This window comes from Kribbella sp. NPDC000426, assembly GCF_040300265.1.
GTDB lineage: Bacteria > Actinomycetota > Actinomycetes > Propionibacteriales > Kribbellaceae > Kribbella.
Window position 1 is genome coordinate 272,894 of the sequence record NZ_JBEPDK010000002.1, and the last position, 15,609, is coordinate 288,502.

22 protein-coding genes and 1 tRNA gene are annotated in these 15,609 nt (G+C 66.2%); 14 read left to right on the plus strand and 9 right to left on the minus strand.

Annotation, left to right across the window (positions count from 1 at the left end; translation table 11 throughout):
• The first annotated feature begins 39 nt into the window (after window positions 1-39).
• The 5 genes from ABT313_RS09170 to ABT313_RS09190 all read left to right on the plus strand — a co-directional run bounded on the left by ABT313_RS09170 (window position 40) and on the right by ABT313_RS09190 (window position 2,067).
• Window positions 40-168, plus strand: coding sequence for a hypothetical protein (locus ABT313_RS09170; protein WP_267901740.1), 129 nt, complete (start codon window positions 40-42; stop codon window positions 166-168).
• A gap of 76 nt (window positions 169-244) precedes the next feature.
• Window positions 245-400 (plus strand): hypothetical protein, encoded by a 156-nt coding sequence (locus ABT313_RS09175; RefSeq protein WP_350850389.1) that lies wholly within the window; start codon window positions 245-247, stop codon window positions 398-400.
• 14 nt (window positions 401-414) lie between these two features.
• Window positions 415-1,026 (plus strand): nicotinate-nucleotide adenylyltransferase, encoded by a 612-nt coding sequence (gene nadD / locus ABT313_RS09180; RefSeq protein WP_350850391.1) that lies wholly within the window; start codon window positions 415-417, stop codon window positions 1,024-1,026.
• Window positions 1,027-1,033: 7 nt separating this feature from the next.
• Entirely contained in the window at window positions 1,034-1,426 is a 393-nt protein-coding gene (rsfS, locus tag ABT313_RS09185; protein WP_350850393.1) for a ribosome silencing factor, read from the plus strand.
• Window positions 1,423-2,067: a histidine phosphatase family protein gene (locus tag ABT313_RS09190; protein WP_350850395.1), complete on the plus strand. Its 645-nt coding sequence runs from the start codon at window positions 1,423-1,425 to the stop codon at window positions 2,065-2,067. The genes rsfS and ABT313_RS09190 overlap by 4 nt, the downstream gene beginning before the upstream one ends.
• Window positions 2,068-2,616: 549 nt before the next feature.
• Here ABT313_RS09190 and ABT313_RS09195 read toward each other — a convergent pair.
• Complete coding sequence (locus tag ABT313_RS09195; RefSeq protein ID WP_350850397.1) at window positions 2,617-3,639, minus strand: SAM-dependent methyltransferase; 1,023 nt, start codon at window positions 3,637-3,639, stop codon at window positions 2,617-2,619.
• A gap of 170 nt (window positions 3,640-3,809) precedes the next feature.
• On the opposite strand from ABT313_RS09195, the gene ABT313_RS09200 reads away from it, so the two are divergent.
• Window positions 3,810-3,882: transfer RNA gene (locus tag ABT313_RS09200), tRNA-Ala, on the plus strand.
• A 230-nt stretch (window positions 3,883-4,112) separates the two neighbouring features.
• On the opposite strand, the gene ABT313_RS09205 is transcribed toward ABT313_RS09200, so the two are convergent.
• On the minus strand, window positions 4,113-4,601 hold the full coding sequence (locus ABT313_RS09205) for a GNAT family N-acetyltransferase (RefSeq protein ID WP_350850399.1): 489 nt from the start codon (window positions 4,599-4,601) through the stop codon (window positions 4,113-4,115).
• Between the two features lie 149 nt (window positions 4,602-4,750).
• Between ABT313_RS09205 and ABT313_RS09210 the strand changes: the two genes are divergently transcribed.
• Complete coding sequence (locus ABT313_RS09210; RefSeq protein ID WP_350850401.1) at window positions 4,751-4,891, plus strand: hypothetical protein; 141 nt, start codon at window positions 4,751-4,753, stop codon at window positions 4,889-4,891.
• A 65-nt stretch (window positions 4,892-4,956) separates the two neighbouring features.
• Here ABT313_RS09210 and ABT313_RS09215 read toward each other — a convergent pair whose 3' ends face one another.
• The gene (locus ABT313_RS09215) at window positions 4,957-5,445 is read right to left on the minus strand and encodes a hypothetical protein (RefSeq protein ID WP_350850403.1); all 489 of its coding nucleotides are present in this window, start codon (window positions 5,443-5,445) and stop codon (window positions 4,957-4,959) included.
• A gap of 522 nt (window positions 5,446-5,967) precedes the next feature.
• Here ABT313_RS09215 and ABT313_RS09220 point away from each other — a divergent pair.
• Window positions 5,968-6,693, plus strand: a complete 726-nt coding sequence (locus ABT313_RS09220; RefSeq protein WP_350850405.1) for a Type 1 glutamine amidotransferase-like domain-containing protein — start codon at window positions 5,968-5,970, stop codon at window positions 6,691-6,693.
• Between the two features lie 322 nt (window positions 6,694-7,015).
• Entirely contained in the window at window positions 7,016-7,597 is a 582-nt protein-coding gene (locus tag ABT313_RS09225; RefSeq protein WP_350850407.1) for a chloramphenicol phosphotransferase CPT family protein, read from the plus strand.
• Window positions 7,598-7,915: 318 nt separating this feature from the next.
• Here ABT313_RS09225 and ABT313_RS09230 read toward each other — a convergent pair whose 3' ends face one another.
• On the minus strand, window positions 7,916-8,818 hold the full coding sequence (locus ABT313_RS09230) for an aminoglycoside phosphotransferase family protein (RefSeq protein ID WP_350850409.1): 903 nt from the start codon (window positions 8,816-8,818) through the stop codon (window positions 7,916-7,918).
• Between the two features lie 71 nt (window positions 8,819-8,889).
• Here ABT313_RS09230 and ABT313_RS09235 point away from each other — a divergent pair, with 71 nt between their 5' ends.
• Both ABT313_RS09235 and ABT313_RS09240 read left to right on the plus strand, forming a co-directional pair.
• Window positions 8,890-8,946 (plus strand): hypothetical protein, encoded by a 57-nt coding sequence (locus tag ABT313_RS09235; RefSeq protein ID WP_350852097.1) that lies wholly within the window; start codon window positions 8,890-8,892, stop codon window positions 8,944-8,946.
• Window positions 8,940-9,344, plus strand: coding sequence for an NUDIX domain-containing protein (locus ABT313_RS09240; protein WP_350850411.1), 405 nt, complete (start codon window positions 8,940-8,942; stop codon window positions 9,342-9,344). The genes ABT313_RS09235 and ABT313_RS09240 overlap by 7 nt, the downstream gene beginning before the upstream one ends.
• A 164-nt stretch (window positions 9,345-9,508) precedes the next feature.
• Here the strand turns inward: ABT313_RS09240 and ABT313_RS09245 are convergent, their stop codons facing one another.
• The 4 genes from ABT313_RS09245 to ABT313_RS09260 all read right to left on the minus strand — a co-directional run bounded on the left by ABT313_RS09245 (window position 9,509) and on the right by ABT313_RS09260 (window position 11,659).
• A complete protein-coding gene (locus tag ABT313_RS09245) occupies window positions 9,509-10,177 on the minus strand; it encodes a Type 1 glutamine amidotransferase-like domain-containing protein (RefSeq protein ID WP_350850413.1) in 669 nt (222 codons plus the stop codon).
• A 160-nt stretch (window positions 10,178-10,337) separates the two neighbouring features.
• Complete coding sequence (locus ABT313_RS09250) at window positions 10,338-10,877, minus strand: ATP-binding protein (protein WP_350852100.1); 540 nt, start codon at window positions 10,875-10,877, stop codon at window positions 10,338-10,340.
• A gap of 223 nt (window positions 10,878-11,100) precedes the next feature.
• Entirely contained in the window at window positions 11,101-11,427 is a 327-nt protein-coding gene (locus tag ABT313_RS09255) for a hypothetical protein (RefSeq protein WP_350850415.1), read from the minus strand.
• A gap of 31 nt (window positions 11,428-11,458) precedes the next feature.
• The gene (locus ABT313_RS09260) at window positions 11,459-11,659 is read right to left on the minus strand and encodes a hypothetical protein (RefSeq protein WP_350850417.1); all 201 of its coding nucleotides are present in this window, start codon (window positions 11,657-11,659) and stop codon (window positions 11,459-11,461) included.
• Window positions 11,660-12,205: 546 nt separating this feature from the next.
• Between ABT313_RS09260 and ABT313_RS09265 the strand changes: the two genes are divergently transcribed.
• Window positions 12,206-12,493 carry a helix-turn-helix domain-containing protein gene (locus ABT313_RS09265; protein WP_350850419.1) on the plus strand — a complete coding sequence of 96 codons (288 nt, stop codon included), beginning with the start codon at window positions 12,206-12,208 and terminating at the stop codon, window positions 12,491-12,493.
• 20 nt (window positions 12,494-12,513) lie between these two features.
• Window positions 12,514-13,845, plus strand: coding sequence for a type II toxin-antitoxin system HipA family toxin (locus ABT313_RS09270; RefSeq protein WP_350850421.1), 1,332 nt, complete (start codon window positions 12,514-12,516; stop codon window positions 13,843-13,845).
• Window positions 13,846-13,945: 100 nt separating this feature from the next.
• Here the strand turns inward: ABT313_RS09270 and ABT313_RS09275 are convergent, their stop codons facing one another.
• Window positions 13,946-14,710: a GNAT family N-acetyltransferase gene (locus ABT313_RS09275; RefSeq protein WP_350850423.1), complete on the minus strand. Its 765-nt coding sequence runs from the start codon at window positions 14,708-14,710 to the stop codon at window positions 13,946-13,948.
• A gap of 96 nt (window positions 14,711-14,806) precedes the next feature.
• Here ABT313_RS09275 and ABT313_RS09280 point away from each other — a divergent pair, with 96 nt between their 5' ends.
• Window positions 14,807-15,595, plus strand: coding sequence for a MerR family transcriptional regulator (locus ABT313_RS09280; protein ID WP_350850425.1), 789 nt, complete (start codon window positions 14,807-14,809; stop codon window positions 15,593-15,595).
• The last annotated feature ends 14 nt before the right edge of the window (window positions 15,596-15,609 follow it).

A 15,609-nucleotide genomic window follows, 5' to 3' on the forward strand; every position in this document is an offset into this window, starting at 1 on the left:
TCCGCCCCAGCTCCGCCGCACCAACCCAGTGAAGGAAACATGATCACCCCCGAAGTTGCCCGTGCCCACATCGACGAGCGGCACCGCGTCGCAGCGCAGGCCCGCCGCGCCCACGCCGTACCGTCTGCCTGGCGCCGGCTGCTGACCCGTCACGTCCGCCACAGCTGACCTACTGACCGCGACCGGTGTCCTTCTGGGCCACCGGTCGCTCTTGTCCGGGCCGTCACGAGATAGGCTTCGCATCATGTTCTCGATCCTGGTGCCGCAGGTGGCGGCCCTCGAAGGCGCCGTCGACACGTCGCACATCTCCAAGTGGTGGTACGGCGGGTTCGCGTTCGTCGTGCTGCTTCTGCTGCTGCTCGTCACCGTCATCATGGGTAAGGGCCGGCCGCACAGCTAGGCGGCGCGATGGGCATGGCTGCTGTCGAGCGGGTACGACGTATCGGTGTGATGGGCGGTACGTTCGACCCGATCCATCATGGCCACCTTGTCGCGGCCAGCGAAGTGCAGGCGTACTTCGATCTCGACGAGGTGATCTTCGTTCCGACCGGCCAGCCCTGGCAGAAGTCGGACAAGAAGGTCTCCCCGGCCGAGGACCGGTACCTGATGACCGTGATCGCGACCGCGTCGAACCCGCGGTTCTCGGTCAGCCGGGTCGACATCGACCGGCCCGGTCCGACGTACACCATCGACACCTTGCGCGACCTGTCCAGGCTGTATCCGGACGCCGAGCTGTTCTTCATCACCGGCGCCGACGCGCTCGCCCAGATCCTCACCTGGCGGGACGTCGACGAGATGTTCAAGCTCGCCCAGTTCGTCGGCTGTACCCGGCCGGGGACGGAGGGCCTCGAACTACCGCTCGACCAGCTGCCGATGGACCGGATCACCCTGCTCGAGGTGCCGGCGCTGGCGATCTCGTCGACCGAGTGCCGGGCCCGGGTCGCCAAGGGCAACCCGACCTGGTACCTCGTGCCCGACGGCATCGTCCAGTACATCGCCAAGCGTGAGCTCTACACCAACCGTTAGGACCTGTATGTCTGCCAGTGAACGCGCCATCGAGCTGCTGACCGCGGCCGCCGAAGCCGCCCACGACAAGAAGGCCGAGAACGTGCTCGCCTTCGACGTCTCCGAGCAGCTCGCGATCACCGACGCGTTCCTGGTCGCCTCCGCCTCCAACGACCGCCAGGTCCGCGCGATCGTGGACGCGATCGAGGAGAAGCTGCGCGTCGACTTCGACGCCAAGCCGGTACGCCGCGAGGGCGCCCGCGAAGGCCGCTGGGTGCTGCTCGACTACCTCGAGATCGTCATCCACGTCCAGCACGACGAGGAGCGCGCCTTCTACTCCCTCGAGCGGTTGTGGCGCGACTGCCCGGTCATCGCCCTGCCGTCGCCCGTCCCCGGCTCGGCACTGCCCGGCGCCGAATGACGGCGGGCCGACTGATCGTCTGGCGGCACGGCCGGACGGAGTGGAACCTGCAGGACAAGATGCAAGGCCAGGCCGACATCCCACTGGACTCGGTCGGCCTCTCCCAGGCCCGCTCCGCCGCCGCCCGCCTCGCCGCCCTCGCTCCGACTCATCTGTACGCCAGCGATCTCCAGCGAGCCGCCGCCACCGCCGGCGAACTCGCCGCGCTCACCGACCTCAAGGTCGAGTACGACGAAGCGCTCCGCGAGATCGACGTCGACGACTGGGCCGGCCTGACCTCGTCCGAACTCGCCGCCATGAACCCCGAAGCCGCCGCCCGCATGCTCAGCGGCGAACCCCAACGCCGCGGCACCAACGGCGAAACCATCGAAGAAGTCGCGGTCCGCTTCAGCGGCGCCCTTGAGCGCATCTCCGCCGAAGGCACCCCCGAAGACACCTTCGTCCTCGCCACCCACGGCCTGGCCGCCCGCGTCGGCATCTGCCGGTTCCTCGGCATCCCCCAAGCCAACTGGCCCGCATTCGGAGGCATCGCCAACTGCAACTGGGTCTCCCTCCTGAACGGCCGCCGAGGCTACCGAATCGAAGAATGGAACGCCGGCTCCCTCCCAGAACCAGTCATGAGCGACGACCCCCAGAAGTAGCCCACGTACGACGGGGAACAACGGGAACGGCCCAAAGGACACCGCTCCGCGGCGGCTGTCCTATTGGCCGGCTCCGCCGGCGTAGGGCTCGCTCCGGCGTGCAACTGCTCCGTGGCGGGGCTGCTGGTCCGGGGTGGCACCCGGGAAAGGACGCCGCTCCGCGGCGGCTGACTTGTTGGCCGGCTTCGCCGGCGTCGGGCTCGTCCCGCGTTCGACTGGTTCGTCGTGGGGTGCTGGTCCCGGCGGTGCCGTCCGGAAAGGACACCGCTTCGCGGCGGCTGTCTTGTCGGCCGGCTCCGCCGGCGTACGGGCGTGTTCGGCGCGCGACTGGAACGCAGTGGACTGCTGGTCCGAGGCGCCGTCCGAACGGTCACCGCTTCGCGGCGGCTGACTTGTTGGCTGGCTCCGCCGGGGCCGGATCCGGCCTGGGGCCGGATGCCTCGCAAGACCTGCTCCGGCGGCGGGAGCGCAGCGGACGTGCAAGTGATGCGATCGGCTAGGGTCGGCCCTCTCCCGATCGGGCCGACGCCGCGGACAGCCGACGTACCCTCAGCTGGGCCGTTGCATGATGACGTAGCGTTCCGAGTCCGCGAGAGCGATCCGCACGAGGATGAATCCGGCAGATTCGGCCTCGGCGACCAGTTCTTCCGCTGTGCTGCCGAACGGACGCCCGGTGGAACGGATCGCGAGCTGACGCAGCGTGTACGCAGGCAGTTTGGCCTCGTCGCCAGGCGGCGGCATCAGCTCCTGCAGGATCAGCAGCCCGCCCGGGTGCAGCGCCCGGTAGATCGCGGCGAGCGTCTTGGCGCGAGTCCCCTCGGGAAAGAACGGCTGCGCCCAGAACGCCGTACCGAACCCGTCCACTTCGTCGAACTCCTGCGCATCCACGCACCTGAATTCGGCCCGGTCCTGCACCCCCAGCGCCTCGGCCCGCCGGCGAGCCTCGTCGACAACTGCAGGTACGACGTCGATCCCAAGCACCGACGTCTCGGGGAAGATCCTCGCGAGCGTCAGCGAGGTCGTCGCCACACCGCACCCGACGTCGAGAAAGCGTCCAGTACGCAGCGCCTCCGACACCTCAGGCAGGTAGACGAGCCAGTACTCCTCGTACACGAGCTTGGTGATGTCGTTGGCCCGTCCACCAGAGCCCCGGGCCACCACGAGAGCGTCCCGCTCCGTCAACGGCGTCGTACCGGGAGCAACGGCCGCGCGAGACTGCTCGATCCCGAGCACGGACGCATCGAGGATCTCGTCCAACCCGATCGACGCGTCGTCGGCAACGAGTTCCGCGAAACTCGCAGCGAGCCGCACGGTCCCCGCCTCCTGCTCGACGACACCGTGCGCATCCAGTACCGCGAGTACGTCGTCGAACTGCACGCTCGCCAGCCCTGAGAACTCGAACAGCTCGACACGCTCACGCGGCCGGTCGAGGAACCGGAACCACCCCCGCTCCTGCAACCCACGCAGTACGGCGAACATCCGAGCCCCGCTCGCCCACCCCTGCACCTTCGCGGAGGCCGCGCCAGCAAGCGCGTACCGATCAAGCAGTTCCTGTTCAGAAGCGTTCGCCACAAGCTCAACCTAGACACCCACCAGCTCACCAGCCGCGCCGTCGAACCCGCCCGCCGGGCCCGCGTCCACCCGCTCCCGAACCGCGTTACCCACCTCACCAGCCCCACGAGCCAACCGATTTTTCTTTGCCGCCCCCCATCCGCTAAACTTCCGGAGTCGCAAGACACCGCGGGGCTTTGGCGCAGTTGGTAGCGCGCTTCCATGGCATGGAAGAGGTCAGGGGTTCGAATCCCCTAAGCTCCACCGCAGCTCAGAGGCCGGTTTCCGACTCAGGAAACCGGCCTCTCGCATTCTCTGAGGGTCTGCTGTGTCGGCGGCAGCAGCTCGCCTATCGCCCCGGCTCCCTCGGTCAGGACCGGTCGGAGCTGGCGACGGTAGACCGTCTCCGTCATCTGAGAAGCGACACGAAGGTGTCACGCAATCGCCGCGGTTCGTCGTACTCCAACTTCAGAAACCGGCCCGGTGAGAGAACCTCACTGGTCGAGGGCCGCGCGAAGTACGACGCTCTGCTCGATGAAGCCGAGTTTGTCATAGAACGCGCGGGCCGACCCGTTGGCGGCGTAAGCGGTGACGGAGATGGCTGCGGCAGCGTGGGACCGAGACCAGGTTGTGAAGTAGCGGACCATGGCCTGGCCCATTCCGGTGGAGCGGACAGGTTCGTCCACGTAGAGACTGCGGATCTCGGCAGTACGTCGGCCGAAACGGGTTGGCGACGGAGCTGTCAGGTAACCGACCAGATGTCCGGCGATTGTCTCGTCCTGCCTTGCGACGAGGACGAGGGCGTGCTCATTGTTCATGAGGCAGATGAAGTCTTCTCGCGCATTTTGCTGTGGCCAACTGACGTCGACGAGAGCGTCGTGCGTACCGGCATCCTCGAGGAAGAGCTGCGTCTCCAGGCGGATCAAGTCGTCGAGATCGCCGGCGGCCGCGACGTCGACGCGAATGCTGGGCTCATCAGGCATCGACCCATGCTATCCAGCGTGCCTCTGAGAACACCCGACATGCGGGTGCCGGCGATGATGCAGCCGCACCGAAGGTGCCCAGAACCGCTGCACGAGGTGCGTATGTCAGGTGTACGTACCGAATCGAGAAGTGGGCCATTGCTGCCGCGGTGATGGTGGCACTGATCGTGACGTCCGTCGTCGGCGCCCGGACCGGTCAGACGAGCGTCCGCCACACCCTGGTGCGCACGCTGGCCGTGGGGGCCGGCACCATTTTTCTCAGCTACTTGGTTGGCCTGCTGGTCTTCTGATCACGACCGAGCGGCCGTTTCGGCGGACCGCAGCGCACGTCATCTGCGGCACGTCCGAGCGACGGTCATGAATGGTTGCCCAGTCGTCGCCGCACCACACGTCGCCGCAGGGTGGGCGAAGCCACCACCTCATACCCAGCCTCGATGAAGACCTGCACCAGCCCGACCGACGCCTCGTCCCAGATCACGGTCTTGCCCGGCGGCGGCTCGATCGGATACGCCTCCAGGACGCGGGCGCCGACCTGCTCGCCGTACTCGACGGTGGCGGCGGCGAGCTCGTAGGTCAGCCCTGACTGACGCCGGCCCTTGCGCACGACGAAGCACGTGACTGACCAGACGCCCTCAAGCTCGGGGTCCATCCGCATCCACGCCTGCTTCCGGCCCCACAGCCTCGGGTAGTTCTCCCGCGGCTCGACCGCGACCCATCCGGCCGCCTCGCCGTCGACGTACCCGATCAGCCCCGACGTCGGTCCGGTGGTACCGCAGGCGGTCTGCTCCAGCAGCGCGGCATCCCTCTGCTCCTGGGTCGTGTCCCGCCAGATCCAGCCAGGCACCTTCAACGCTTGGCAACGGCACTTGCGGGCCCCACCCGTGCCGAAAACCGCCTCGACATGCTCCGCCGATGCTTGATTCGCCGGAAGCCACCTGAAATCGGGAATGCAGCCATCATGCTCTTCGCTGGGCATGCCATCGTCGAAGACCGCGGTCCACGACCGTCACGCGAATGAACGGGCGGAGGGTCCGGGAGATACGGTCGTCGTACCAGCGGGTCCACGCATTCACGGACCTGGGAGGCTAAGTCTCCGTGGGCTGCAGATCGGGGACGATCTCGTCTGTCTTCTTCGCCTCTGTCCGGAGCACCGGCCGCAGCGCGCCTGTAGGAGCTTCTCAGGCCCAGTCCAAGCTTGGGCGGGGTCGAGGCGTCTGCACGGGGGTGGCCTGGTTTGATCTTGTTTTCGCCGACGGTGGATGTGCCGCGGATGTGCCCGCTGATGGGGCGTGGACCTACCTCAGGCGGGAGGCTTGCCTGCATGAGCTTGTGGCTGTGACCACGCAGAAATTGGATTGGATGGCCGATGGTTGATTCGCAGATTGTGGCGCTGGGCGGTGGTGGCTTCTCTATGGAGCCGGACAATCCGCTGTTGGACGACTACCTGCTCTCGCTGGTGCCGACGGATCGCAAGCCCCGGGTTTGTTTCGTTCCGACCGCCAGCGGCGACTCCGAGGGCTACAGCGACCGCTTCTTGGCGGCGTTCGGTCCGGATCGTGCGGAAGCGACAGTGCTGTCCCTCTTCAAACGCTCGGTGGCCGACCTGGACGCCTTTGTAATGGACCAGGACGTCATCTACGTAGGTGGTGGCAACACCGCAAACCTGCTCGCCATCTGGCGGCTGCACGGACTCGACGCAGCGCTGGAGAAGGCCTACCGAGCAGGCGTGATCATGGCCGGGATCAGCGCTGGGATGAATTGCTGGTTCGAGGCCTCGGTGACGGACTCGTTCGACACGAACGGCTGCGGTCCACTGGCCGACGGCCTCGGGTTACTTCCCGGCAGCGCCTGCCTCCATTACGACGGCGAGGCTCTTCGGCGTGGCACCTTCCTCGGCCTCGTCCGGTCTGGCTTCCCGGCCGGGTACGCCGCCGAAGACGGCGTTGCACTGCACTTCACCAATGGGCACCTGGCGAACGTCGTCAGCTCACGCCCCGACGCGAGTGCCTACGCCGTCTCCCTGGGAGATACCGGGCTGTCCGAGGAGCGTTTGCCGGCCAGGTACCTAGGCGCGACATCGGACTCCCGATGACCGCCGCACGGGAGGCTAGCTGGGAGGCAATCGCCATAGCTCGCGGCGGATGGAGCTGGACTCCCATGGACGCAGGCTGAAGGTGCCAGGGAGGCCGCTGGCGGATCACTCGTCACGTGGTCGTGCACACGGAGCCCGTACCCTTCAGCCTCTGCCTGAGTGGAAAGAAGCTGCCCCGCTGGCAATCATGGAAGGGACGGTCCGGCCCGGCGCGCGTCAAGGCCTCGTACGGCGTGCGTTCGGGATCTCCGACCCTTGACCCGCACGTGAGATCGGCAGTTGTCGGGGCCGATGCGTAAGGACTGCACGCCATAATCGTGCGGTGACGCGAGCCTTCGTACCTCCGGTCATCTTTCTCAACGGTGCCTCGTCTGCCGGCAAGACGACGCTGGGGAGAGCGCTCCAGGACTCTTTGGATGAGCCGTACTTGTTGATGGGATTGGATACGTGCTTTGCGATGGTCCCTGCTCGGTGGGGCGGTGGATCAATGGGAGCTCATCGGGAGCAGGGGTTTCAGTACGTCGACCTGCCGGAGGAAGACGGCAAGCCTGTGTGCGGGATCTCGTACGGGCCGGTTGGGCTGCGCATGCTGGAGGGGTTTCATCGGGCTGTGCGTGAGTTCGTTCAGGCCGGGAACCGTGTCATCGTCGACGAGATGATGCTGGGGTCCGAGGTCAGAGATCACTGGTTCGAAACTCTCGCCGGGCTCGATGTCGTCTCGGTCGGGGTTCGGTGCGATCTCGATGAACTCGAGCGTCGAGAGGGTGTTCGAAGGGGACGTGTAGGGCTCGCTCGCTGGTCTGAGAAGCGGGTACACGAGGGGATGGACTACGACCTCTGGGTGGACACGACCAGCCTGTCGGCTGAAACATGCGCACAGCAAATCTTGGCAGCCGGACGCTGAGTCGAGCGAACCCCGTTTGACTCGTACGCGCGTCAAGTTCCGAGCTAGGGCTCTGTCACAAGCCGGTGATCGTTGGACGGAGAAGCCGAGGTGTTGGCAGGCCAGCGGACCGCAGACGATCATGCGGGGATTTTGGGAGTGAAGCACGCGTGACACGTGACAACGGTTTCAACCTGCGGAGGCCAGGAAGGTAAAAGGCCTTGTAGTTAAAGGAATTAGCGTTGTTTCGCACAGGTCACAGGCCCGGTTGTCCGCTCGGCGACAGACCATTTGCATGAGCTCCGTGACTACCCGTTCGCGGGCTCCTGAGGCCGCAGCTCACTGAGTTGCGAGTACTTTGCTGACGGCTCGGCGGGCGTGGTGGGTGAGGTGTGGGTTGGTGTCCTTTTGGTGGGACCAGACGATTAGGGCCTGGGATAGGACGCGGCCGCGGCCGCGGAGCCAGGTTGCGTCGTCTACGTCTAGGGCTGCGCGGAATGCGTCGCGGGCGGGGGCGGGGAGCAGGTACCAGGCGGGGAACAGGTCGCATGCTGGATCGCCGACGCCGGAGGTTTCGAAGTCGAGGACTGCGGTCAGCCGGCCCTCCGGGGACACGAGCAGGTTGTTTGGGGTCAGGTCTGAGTGGACCCAGACCTCGCGACCGTCGTACGGGGCCGCGAGGGATTCCTCCCACGACGCTAGCGCTGCGTGAGTGTCGATCAGGCCGTCAAGGTCAGCGATCGCCGTTTGGGTCGGGGAGTCCAGCGAGGGCATCGGGGCGCGGGTGCGGCGCTCGCCGAGGTACGCCGGCAGCCGGTCCGGCAGGTCGATCCGCCGGAACGCGTCGACGAACGCAGCGAGGTCCACGGCCAGTCCGTGCGGATCAACCAGCGCGTCGGGGGAGGGATGCGTACCGGTGAGCCAGCGGTGGACGGACCACTCGCCGGGGAACGCATCGGTGGGTGAACCGATCGCCTCGACAGAAGGGATTGCCACAGGCAGGTACGGCGCCAGTGCTGCGAGCTTCTCCTGCTCCCGTTGGACCATGTCGGTGTTTGACGGGCGGAGCGCCAGCCGTACGGACAGGTCAGAACCGAGGCGGTAGATCGCGTTCACCAGCCCACCGGAGTCGACCGGCTCGAGCGGCAATGCGGCCCACTGCGGGAACTGCGTGGCCAGCAACTCGCGGACGAGCGGCGTGTCGATGTCGATCTGGTCGGCGTAGACCTTGCGGGGACTCACAAGCCCATACGAGCGATCGCACCTGACAGCTGTCAACCGACTATCCAGACCCTGCCGCCGTTGTCGGTCAGCTGGACAGCGCAGCACCCAACTTGTCGGAGGTGGGTGCTCTAATCCTGGGATGGTGAAGGTTGTTCTTGGGGCCCTGGTTCGTGACGGTCGAGTCCTGCTCGCGCATCGGCGTCCGGACAAGCGCGCGTACCCGGACGTGTGGGACTTGCCTGGTGGAGTCGTTGAGGATGGCGAGTCTGAACTGGGTGCGCTCACGCGAGAATTGGACGAGGAACTCGGTGTGCAGATAGCGACGGACTCGGCGTCGCATCTGTGTCGGCTGACGGCTGGGCCTGCGGAAGAGCCGGCGCTGCTGAGCGCTTGGCTCGTGCGTGACTGGCAGGGTACGCCGGCGAACGTTGCTCCCGAGGAGCACGTCGACATCGGCTGGTTCGGCCTCGACGAGTTGCCTCCTCCGGTCCACCCACCCGTGCGCACCGCCCTCATGAACGCGATCCGGAACCACTCCGGCTGAGCGTCAATACGCTGGCATCTGCAGATCGGTAGGCTGGGCCGCCACGTGGGTGGTCCCGGCCCACGAATCGGGACGAGGCTTTTGTTGCCATCGGCTCCGAAGCGGCCTGGCTGTGCCGTCGGTTGGCGGCGTGGTCCAGCGCGACGTACAGGAGGGCGCTGCGGCTAGGCGGGGAAGGACTTCCAGTGGCCTTCGGAGATGAGTTCGACGGTGCCGTTGGTTACCTTGATGGCGGTTTGGTCGTCGATGGCGTAGGCGGGGGCTGCGATGTCGGCAGCCCATCGTTCTGCGTCGGCCATGGTGTTGTTGGGCATCTGCTCGTGGTCGAGGTGTGGGTAGATCGAGAAGTCGACGACGCCGAGCGTGCGGTCGTCCGGTGCTGCAGGCCAGTTGACGAAGTCGTTGCCGATGCGCGGTGTCATCACCATGCTGCCGGCGCTGAGCCCTACCCAGACCGTCTCGGGCAGCGACGGGATGAGGTCGGACAAGCCTGACTGTCGCATCCAGTGGCAGAGGTACGTCGCGTCGCCGCCGTCTGCCAGGAGTACGTCGGCCTCTCGGACCCACGGCGCCCAGCGGTCCTCGCCGATGCTGGGCAGCGCGGTCAGCTCCAGGACGCCCAAAGTCGCCCAGTCCAGGCCGGTCATCATGTGGAACGGCGGCTCAGCGGCGACGGCGCGACGTACCGAGGCAGGCCCGAGCATCGGGTGACCCCACTGCGCGGTGGGGATGTAGAGCGCGTTGGACTCGGAGATCGGCTTGCCCAGCAGAGCAACCAGCGCTTCACGGATGCTCTCGTTGGTAATGCCTCCGGAGGTGAGCAGCAGCTTCACAATGCCTCCCGAGCCGAGTGCGATGGAGTTGTGTGGCGTTGTCGACTGAGCAGCATTGAACTGTTCTACACCAAGCCCACAACGCGTGCCGAGCGTCGACAACACCCCGGACAACGGACAAATCGGGCACGCTAGCAATGCAGCACTCGGCATAGGAACGTCAGGAGACCGTCGGCGGCCAGCGGTCGGTGCGCCATTCGTCCCAGGTTGTGAAGCCGGGCGGTGGGGCGTCGATGGGTTCGGTGCCGTCGAGCTCGCCCGGGGTTGGGATCTCGATGCTGGCGGCCCATTCGGTGAGTTCCTCGTCGGACATCGGCCAGGTTGTGTGGGGCGCTTCGGCTTGCCGTTGGTCGAGTCGTTTGCGCTGCTCGGCCGCGGGAAGTTCGAAGTACCGCATCTCTACCTTCGCGCCGCGGTCCGCTGCCGCCTGCCGGAGAGAGGAGCGCTCGTCCCGGCTCCAGAGGCCGTAGTCGATGACGACGTTGTTGCCGAGTTCGAGAGAACGCAGCCCGATCTCGATCAGCCGTCCTTCGATCACGCGCTGAGCCGAGTCCGGGTTGTCGTGGCCGTAAAGGGCCTTCACCCACTCGTCCTTCGTGAGACGAAGCGCATCGTGCTCAATCTCCATGCGCCGAGCAGCAGTGGTCTTCCCAGTACACGGAAGCCCTACGGTCAAGAACAGAATTGGTTGCTTGATCATCGCGTCCCATCCAAGCAGACGCCTCGGTTCCGGGTAATCGATTTTGGAACGGCCGGCGCGGGACGGACTCGCCTCCGCGTCCCGCGCCGGCCGGACTGTGGGTGCCTTGTCCGAGCCCGCCACAGGGGAGAGCAGGGCTCGGACAAGGTCAGTGGTGACGGGCTCGGTTGACGGGCAACCAGCTGCACGCGTAGCGGTTGATCGGCCGACCCCGGTCCGTGGATCAGGGGTCTGCGGAGTACAGCAGGAAGCGCGCCCCCGTGACTTGCTCGAACTGTTGCTTGATCGCCGCGGGGGCGCCGACCAGCGCCAAGTGCCGCCAGTCCGGCAGTAGCACCGTGGTGATCTCATGGCGCTTGACTGCCTCGACCAAGGCGTCGAAGGCGGCGGGAGCCGAGGCCGGATCTTCGACGTACACCGGGCCCATGGTGTAGCCCTCGAGGTCGGCGAGGGCTTTGAGGTCTTGCTTCATCTGTTCGATGTGAGGATCGGACAGGTAAAGGTCGCGCCGGGCGTAGCCGAGCAGGAGCGGGCTCGCGTAGTCGGTCACCGGTCGTCCGCCTCCCGGCGGAACCTGGCGTTCACGAGTCAGTGGCATCGGGATTCACCGGGGTTGTCGCCGGCTCGATGGTTACCCGGAGGCTCGCGAAGCGTCTGCTCATCGCGGCCTGGTACCTCAGGGCGGCGGCCGGCTCGCCCGTGTAGTCCGCAATGACGTGTACGCCGAACCAGACGCGAACGCGCCTCTCGGTGGGAAGCGGGATCCGGGTGGTCGTCGTCATTCGCCCCGCACCTCCCGCGCGATGTCGCGCAGCATGAAGGCGTAGAGCAGGCTGGCCACGAGCCAGAGGGACCACATTGCCGGTATCACTTAGCGTCACCTCACCGTTGCGGTTGGCACACTTGCTGCCGAGAAGCCTCCGGCCGCGCAGGCGGACATCGCCATGATCTCCACCGGACATTTACCTGACATCCGGCGCCATCTGTCAGGCGTTTACCTGACAGGACGCGCGAGTACCGCGGGTAGGAGGAGCGCATCGGCAAGCAGGACACCGGCGAGCCGCATACGTGGTTGACGTTCGGTGTGTGCGGGCTACGGCGCAGTACAGCTCGTCCACCACGGATCATGCGTCCGCGGCGTCTCACCCGACTCGTGCACGGAGCCGCAGGTATTTACGGCAGCCAGGGACTTGGCGTTTGGGTCGGGGGATCGGGACAGGGCTTCGGCGCGATGACTGAGCCATTAAAGACCGCCAGATAAGCCATTATGGGATATAGTGGTCTATCCAGCGGCCATTAGGATTGTAGGTGACGTGATGGCGAGGCCGATGCCTGCTCGGGCTCGGTTGGGGGCCGAGCGGATTGGGGAGCATCTGACTGCGTGGCGGAAGCTCGAGGGGCTGACGGCTGCCCAAGTCGCTGAGCGCGCGGGGATCTCGCGCGGGACACTGCGGCGACTGGAGAACGGTGAAACGACAGTGGGACTGGACGTTCTGCTGAACGTGGCGCGAGCCCTTGGTGTACTTGATCGCGTGGTCGACGCATTCGATCCCTACGAGACGGATCTGGGGCGGGCGCGCGCGGACGAGGTGCTTCCGAAGCGGGTGCGGCGTTGACAACCTCGCTCTTGGTCTCTGTGGACCTCGACGGTGAGTCTGTCGAGGTTGGATCGGCGTACTTCAGTCGACGTCGGGGTACGTCGTCGACCTCGTTCCAATACGCTCCGAGCTACCTGGCCGACAAACGTGCTTATCCGATCGAGCCGGCACTCGGGTTGTTTTCCGGGCCTCAACAAGCCGATGGATTTCCGGGTGCGTTCGCAGACTGCTCGCCGGACCGGTGGGGTCGGAGTCTCATCACGAAGCGCCTTCAAGCGCTCGCGCTTCGCGAGGCGCGCACTGCACAATCGCTCGGCGATGCGGACTTCCTCGTTGGCGTCAGCGATCTGTCCCGCCAAGGTGCCCTCCGTTTCAGGTCTAGTCCCGGCGGGCCCTTTCTCGACCCAGATCTCCATGTGCCGAAGCTCGTCGAGTTGCCGCGCCTGCTGCAGGCCGTAGATCAGGTGGCCGGCGACAGCGCCGACGACCTGGCGGCGATAAAAGCGCTGCTGGACGCGGGGTCGGGCTCGCTCGGTGGCGCCCGGCCAAAGGCATCGGTTCGCGATGAGGGTCGCTTGCTGATCGCGAAGTTTCCGCATCGCAACGACGACTGGGATATCATGGCCTGGGAGAAGACGGCGCTCGACCTGGCAGAGCGGGCCGGGATCGAGGTGCCGGGGAGTGAGCTGCTGCAGGTCGACGGCCGACATGTCTTGGTGCTCGAGCGGTTCGACCGTGACGGCGAGCGGCGTCGTGGGTACATCAGCGCGATGACCTTGATCGAAGGTCGCGACGGCGACGTCCACGACTACGTCGAAGTCGCAGAGACGCTCACGGAACATGGTGCGCGGGTAAAGACCGACCTCCACGAGTTGTGGCGGCGGATCGCCTTCTCGGTGGCGATCCACAACACGGACGACCATCTGCGCAACCACGGGTTCCTGCGTGAGGCAGGTGGATGGGGTCTGTCGCCGGTCTTTGACATCAACCCGAACCCGACGGTTTCAGAAGCGCGGGTGACCGGAATCGGCGGCGCGCGCAGCCGGGCGGATGAGCTCGCCGGACTGATGAGGTACGCGGAGACCTTCGATCTGAACATGCGGGATGCACAGCAGATCCTGCATGAAGTTGGCGATGCGACGGCCGACTGGCGCAGAGTTGCTGCCTCACATGGGATCGGCGAGGCCGAGCGCCATCGCTTCGGGCCGGCTTTCGACGGGCTCCGTGAGCAGATCGAGACAACCGCAAGCGGCGCAGGCGGTGACGGCGGAGCGCGGGCTCTGGCCGGTGGCCAGCCCCGCGTGCGAAGAGGCTCGAGGCGCGGCGGTCAGTTCGCGGCCCGTCCCAAGCGCGAGCGCCCACCCTCATAACTGAACAGCTCAGATTCTGGCGCCGAGGCCCGGCTTCATCAGAGGTTCCGTTGCCTAGGGCAATGACAGGGGTGGTGGGGTGAACTCTGGAGGCGGCCGGCTATTTGGCGAGGGCGCGGAGGGTTGCTGTGTGTTCGTGGCCGGCTGGTTTGAAGTGGAGGTGTTGGTACCACTGGGCGAGGTTGTTCGAGGTGCTCAGGGTTGCGGTTGTGCAGCCGGACTTGGTGGCGTGGTCCAGGGCGGCGGAGACGGCTGTGGTGGCTGCGCCGCGGCCGCGGTCGGTTGCGGCGGTGGCTACCGACCAGATGTTCGCTGTCAGACCGGAGCGTACGACGGTGGCTGATGCTATGAGGCGGTCTTGGTCGTAGACGCCGATGATCTGGGAGGCTCCGAAGCCTTGGAAGAAGGCGGTGAGGCCGCCGACGTCGCGGTAGACGCCCCCGACCATGGCGAGGAGGTCGGCCTGTTGAGCAGGTGTGGTGATGATCGTCGTACGGAACGGGCCGGGGGAGATCGGAGTCCGGGCCTCGGTGAGGTCGCATGTCATGAACAGTCCGGTGCCGACGTTCTCAGGTTCGAAGCGGCCGAGAGCGAGCTTGTCGAGGGAGCGGACGACGACGCTGGATCCAACACCACGGTTGGGTGAGGCCAGAGCTCTGTCGAGGGTCTGGTCATCGGTGGTGGTCAGGAAGATCTGGTGTGCCATCGCGCCGGGTGGGCCGACCCACCAGAAGCAGTCGGCTCCACCGATCTGCTCCCAGGTGAACACACCTGCCGCGGACGGAAGCTGCGCCAACTGCCTCCACCCGTCGACGGCAGCATCCCAGGCAACCTTCGACAGACCGGCAACCGTACCGTCGGACATCTGGCTTCCTCCCCAGGTCGTTCGAGCGTGCGCACCGAACCTAGAACATGACGTAACGTCAGGTTCAAGAGGTGAATGGGCAGGAGGGCTGCGACGGTGGACGAAGGGCCGCAGCAGACCTGGCGCGTCGGCGATCTTGCAGCGCTGACAGGGCTCTCAGTTCGCACGTTCCATCACTACGACCGGATCGGCCTGCTGCAGCCTTCGGCTCGAACCGCGGGCGGCCACCGTCTCTACTCGCCCGAAGATGTCGCGAGGCTCGCGTCGGTTGTCATCCTGCGCAAGGCGGGCCTGCGTCTCGCCGAGATCCGGATCGCCCTCGACCAGGCCGGAGAACTCGACGTCGCCGGCCTGATCGAGCAGCAGACGCATTCCCTGGAGGCCGCGTTGATCGAGACGATCGCCTTCGGGCGCCGGCTGGCGGAAGAACCGTTCGAGACGGTGACCCGAGATCCGGGTCGACTTCGCCAGTTGGTCGGCTGGGTCCCGCAACACAGCATCACCGCACAGCCGCTCGTCTTGCTGGTATACGCCGACGTCGAGCGCGCGTTCCACCGCTTGATCGAAATGTTCGGCTTCCAGCCAGGGCTCATCGGCAGAGAACACGACGGAACCTGCGGGTACGCGGAGGTTTCCGGGCCGATGGGCAACATCAGGCTCCACGGACCTCGGCCGGGGTTGGGCCCTCCGGATCCGTCGTCGGCGCCGTCGTCCATGATCGTCGTCGGCGTTGCCGACATCGCCGCTCACCTCGAACAGGCCAGCGCAGCCGGGGCCGAGATTGTCCGACCGATCACGACGCTCTTCGGCATGCGCGAGTACACCGCGTTCGACCACGAACATCACTTCTGGTGCTTCCAGGAGCCTGCCACGGACGAAGACTGAAAGTCGCCGGACGC

Coding starts and splice junctions, on each gene's coding strand:
- ABT313_RS09170 (WP_267901740.1), top strand. CDS start 40: ATGATCACCCCCGAAGTTGCCCGTGCCCACATCGACGAGCGGCACCGC.
- ABT313_RS09175 (WP_350850389.1), top strand. CDS start 245: ATGTTCTCGATCCTGGTGCCGCAGGTGGCGGCCCTCGAAGGCGCCGTC.
- nadD (WP_350850391.1), top strand. CDS start 415: ATGGCTGCTGTCGAGCGGGTACGACGTATCGGTGTGATGGGCGGTACG.
- rsfS (WP_350850393.1), top strand. CDS start 1,034: ATGTCTGCCAGTGAACGCGCCATCGAGCTGCTGACCGCGGCCGCCGAA.
- ABT313_RS09190 (WP_350850395.1), top strand. CDS start 1,423: ATGACGGCGGGCCGACTGATCGTCTGGCGGCACGGCCGGACGGAGTGG.
- ABT313_RS09205 (WP_350850399.1), bottom strand. CDS start 4,601: ATGCCTGATGAGCCCAGCATTCGCGTCGACGTCGCGGCCGCCGGCGAT.
- ABT313_RS09220 (WP_350850405.1), top strand. CDS start 5,968: ATGGTTGATTCGCAGATTGTGGCGCTGGGCGGTGGTGGCTTCTCTATG.
- ABT313_RS09240 (WP_350850411.1), top strand. CDS start 8,940: ATGGTGAAGGTTGTTCTTGGGGCCCTGGTTCGTGACGGTCGAGTCCTG.
- ABT313_RS09250 (WP_350852100.1), bottom strand. CDS start 10,877: ATGATCAAGCAACCAATTCTGTTCTTGACCGTAGGGCTTCCGTGTACT.
- ABT313_RS09260 (WP_350850417.1), bottom strand. CDS start 11,659: ATGACGACGACCACCCGGATCCCGCTTCCCACCGAGAGGCGCGTTCGC.
- ABT313_RS09265 (WP_350850419.1), top strand. CDS start 12,206: ATGCCTGCTCGGGCTCGGTTGGGGGCCGAGCGGATTGGGGAGCATCTG.
- ABT313_RS09275 (WP_350850423.1), bottom strand. CDS start 14,710: ATGTCCGACGGTACGGTTGCCGGTCTGTCGAAGGTTGCCTGGGATGCT.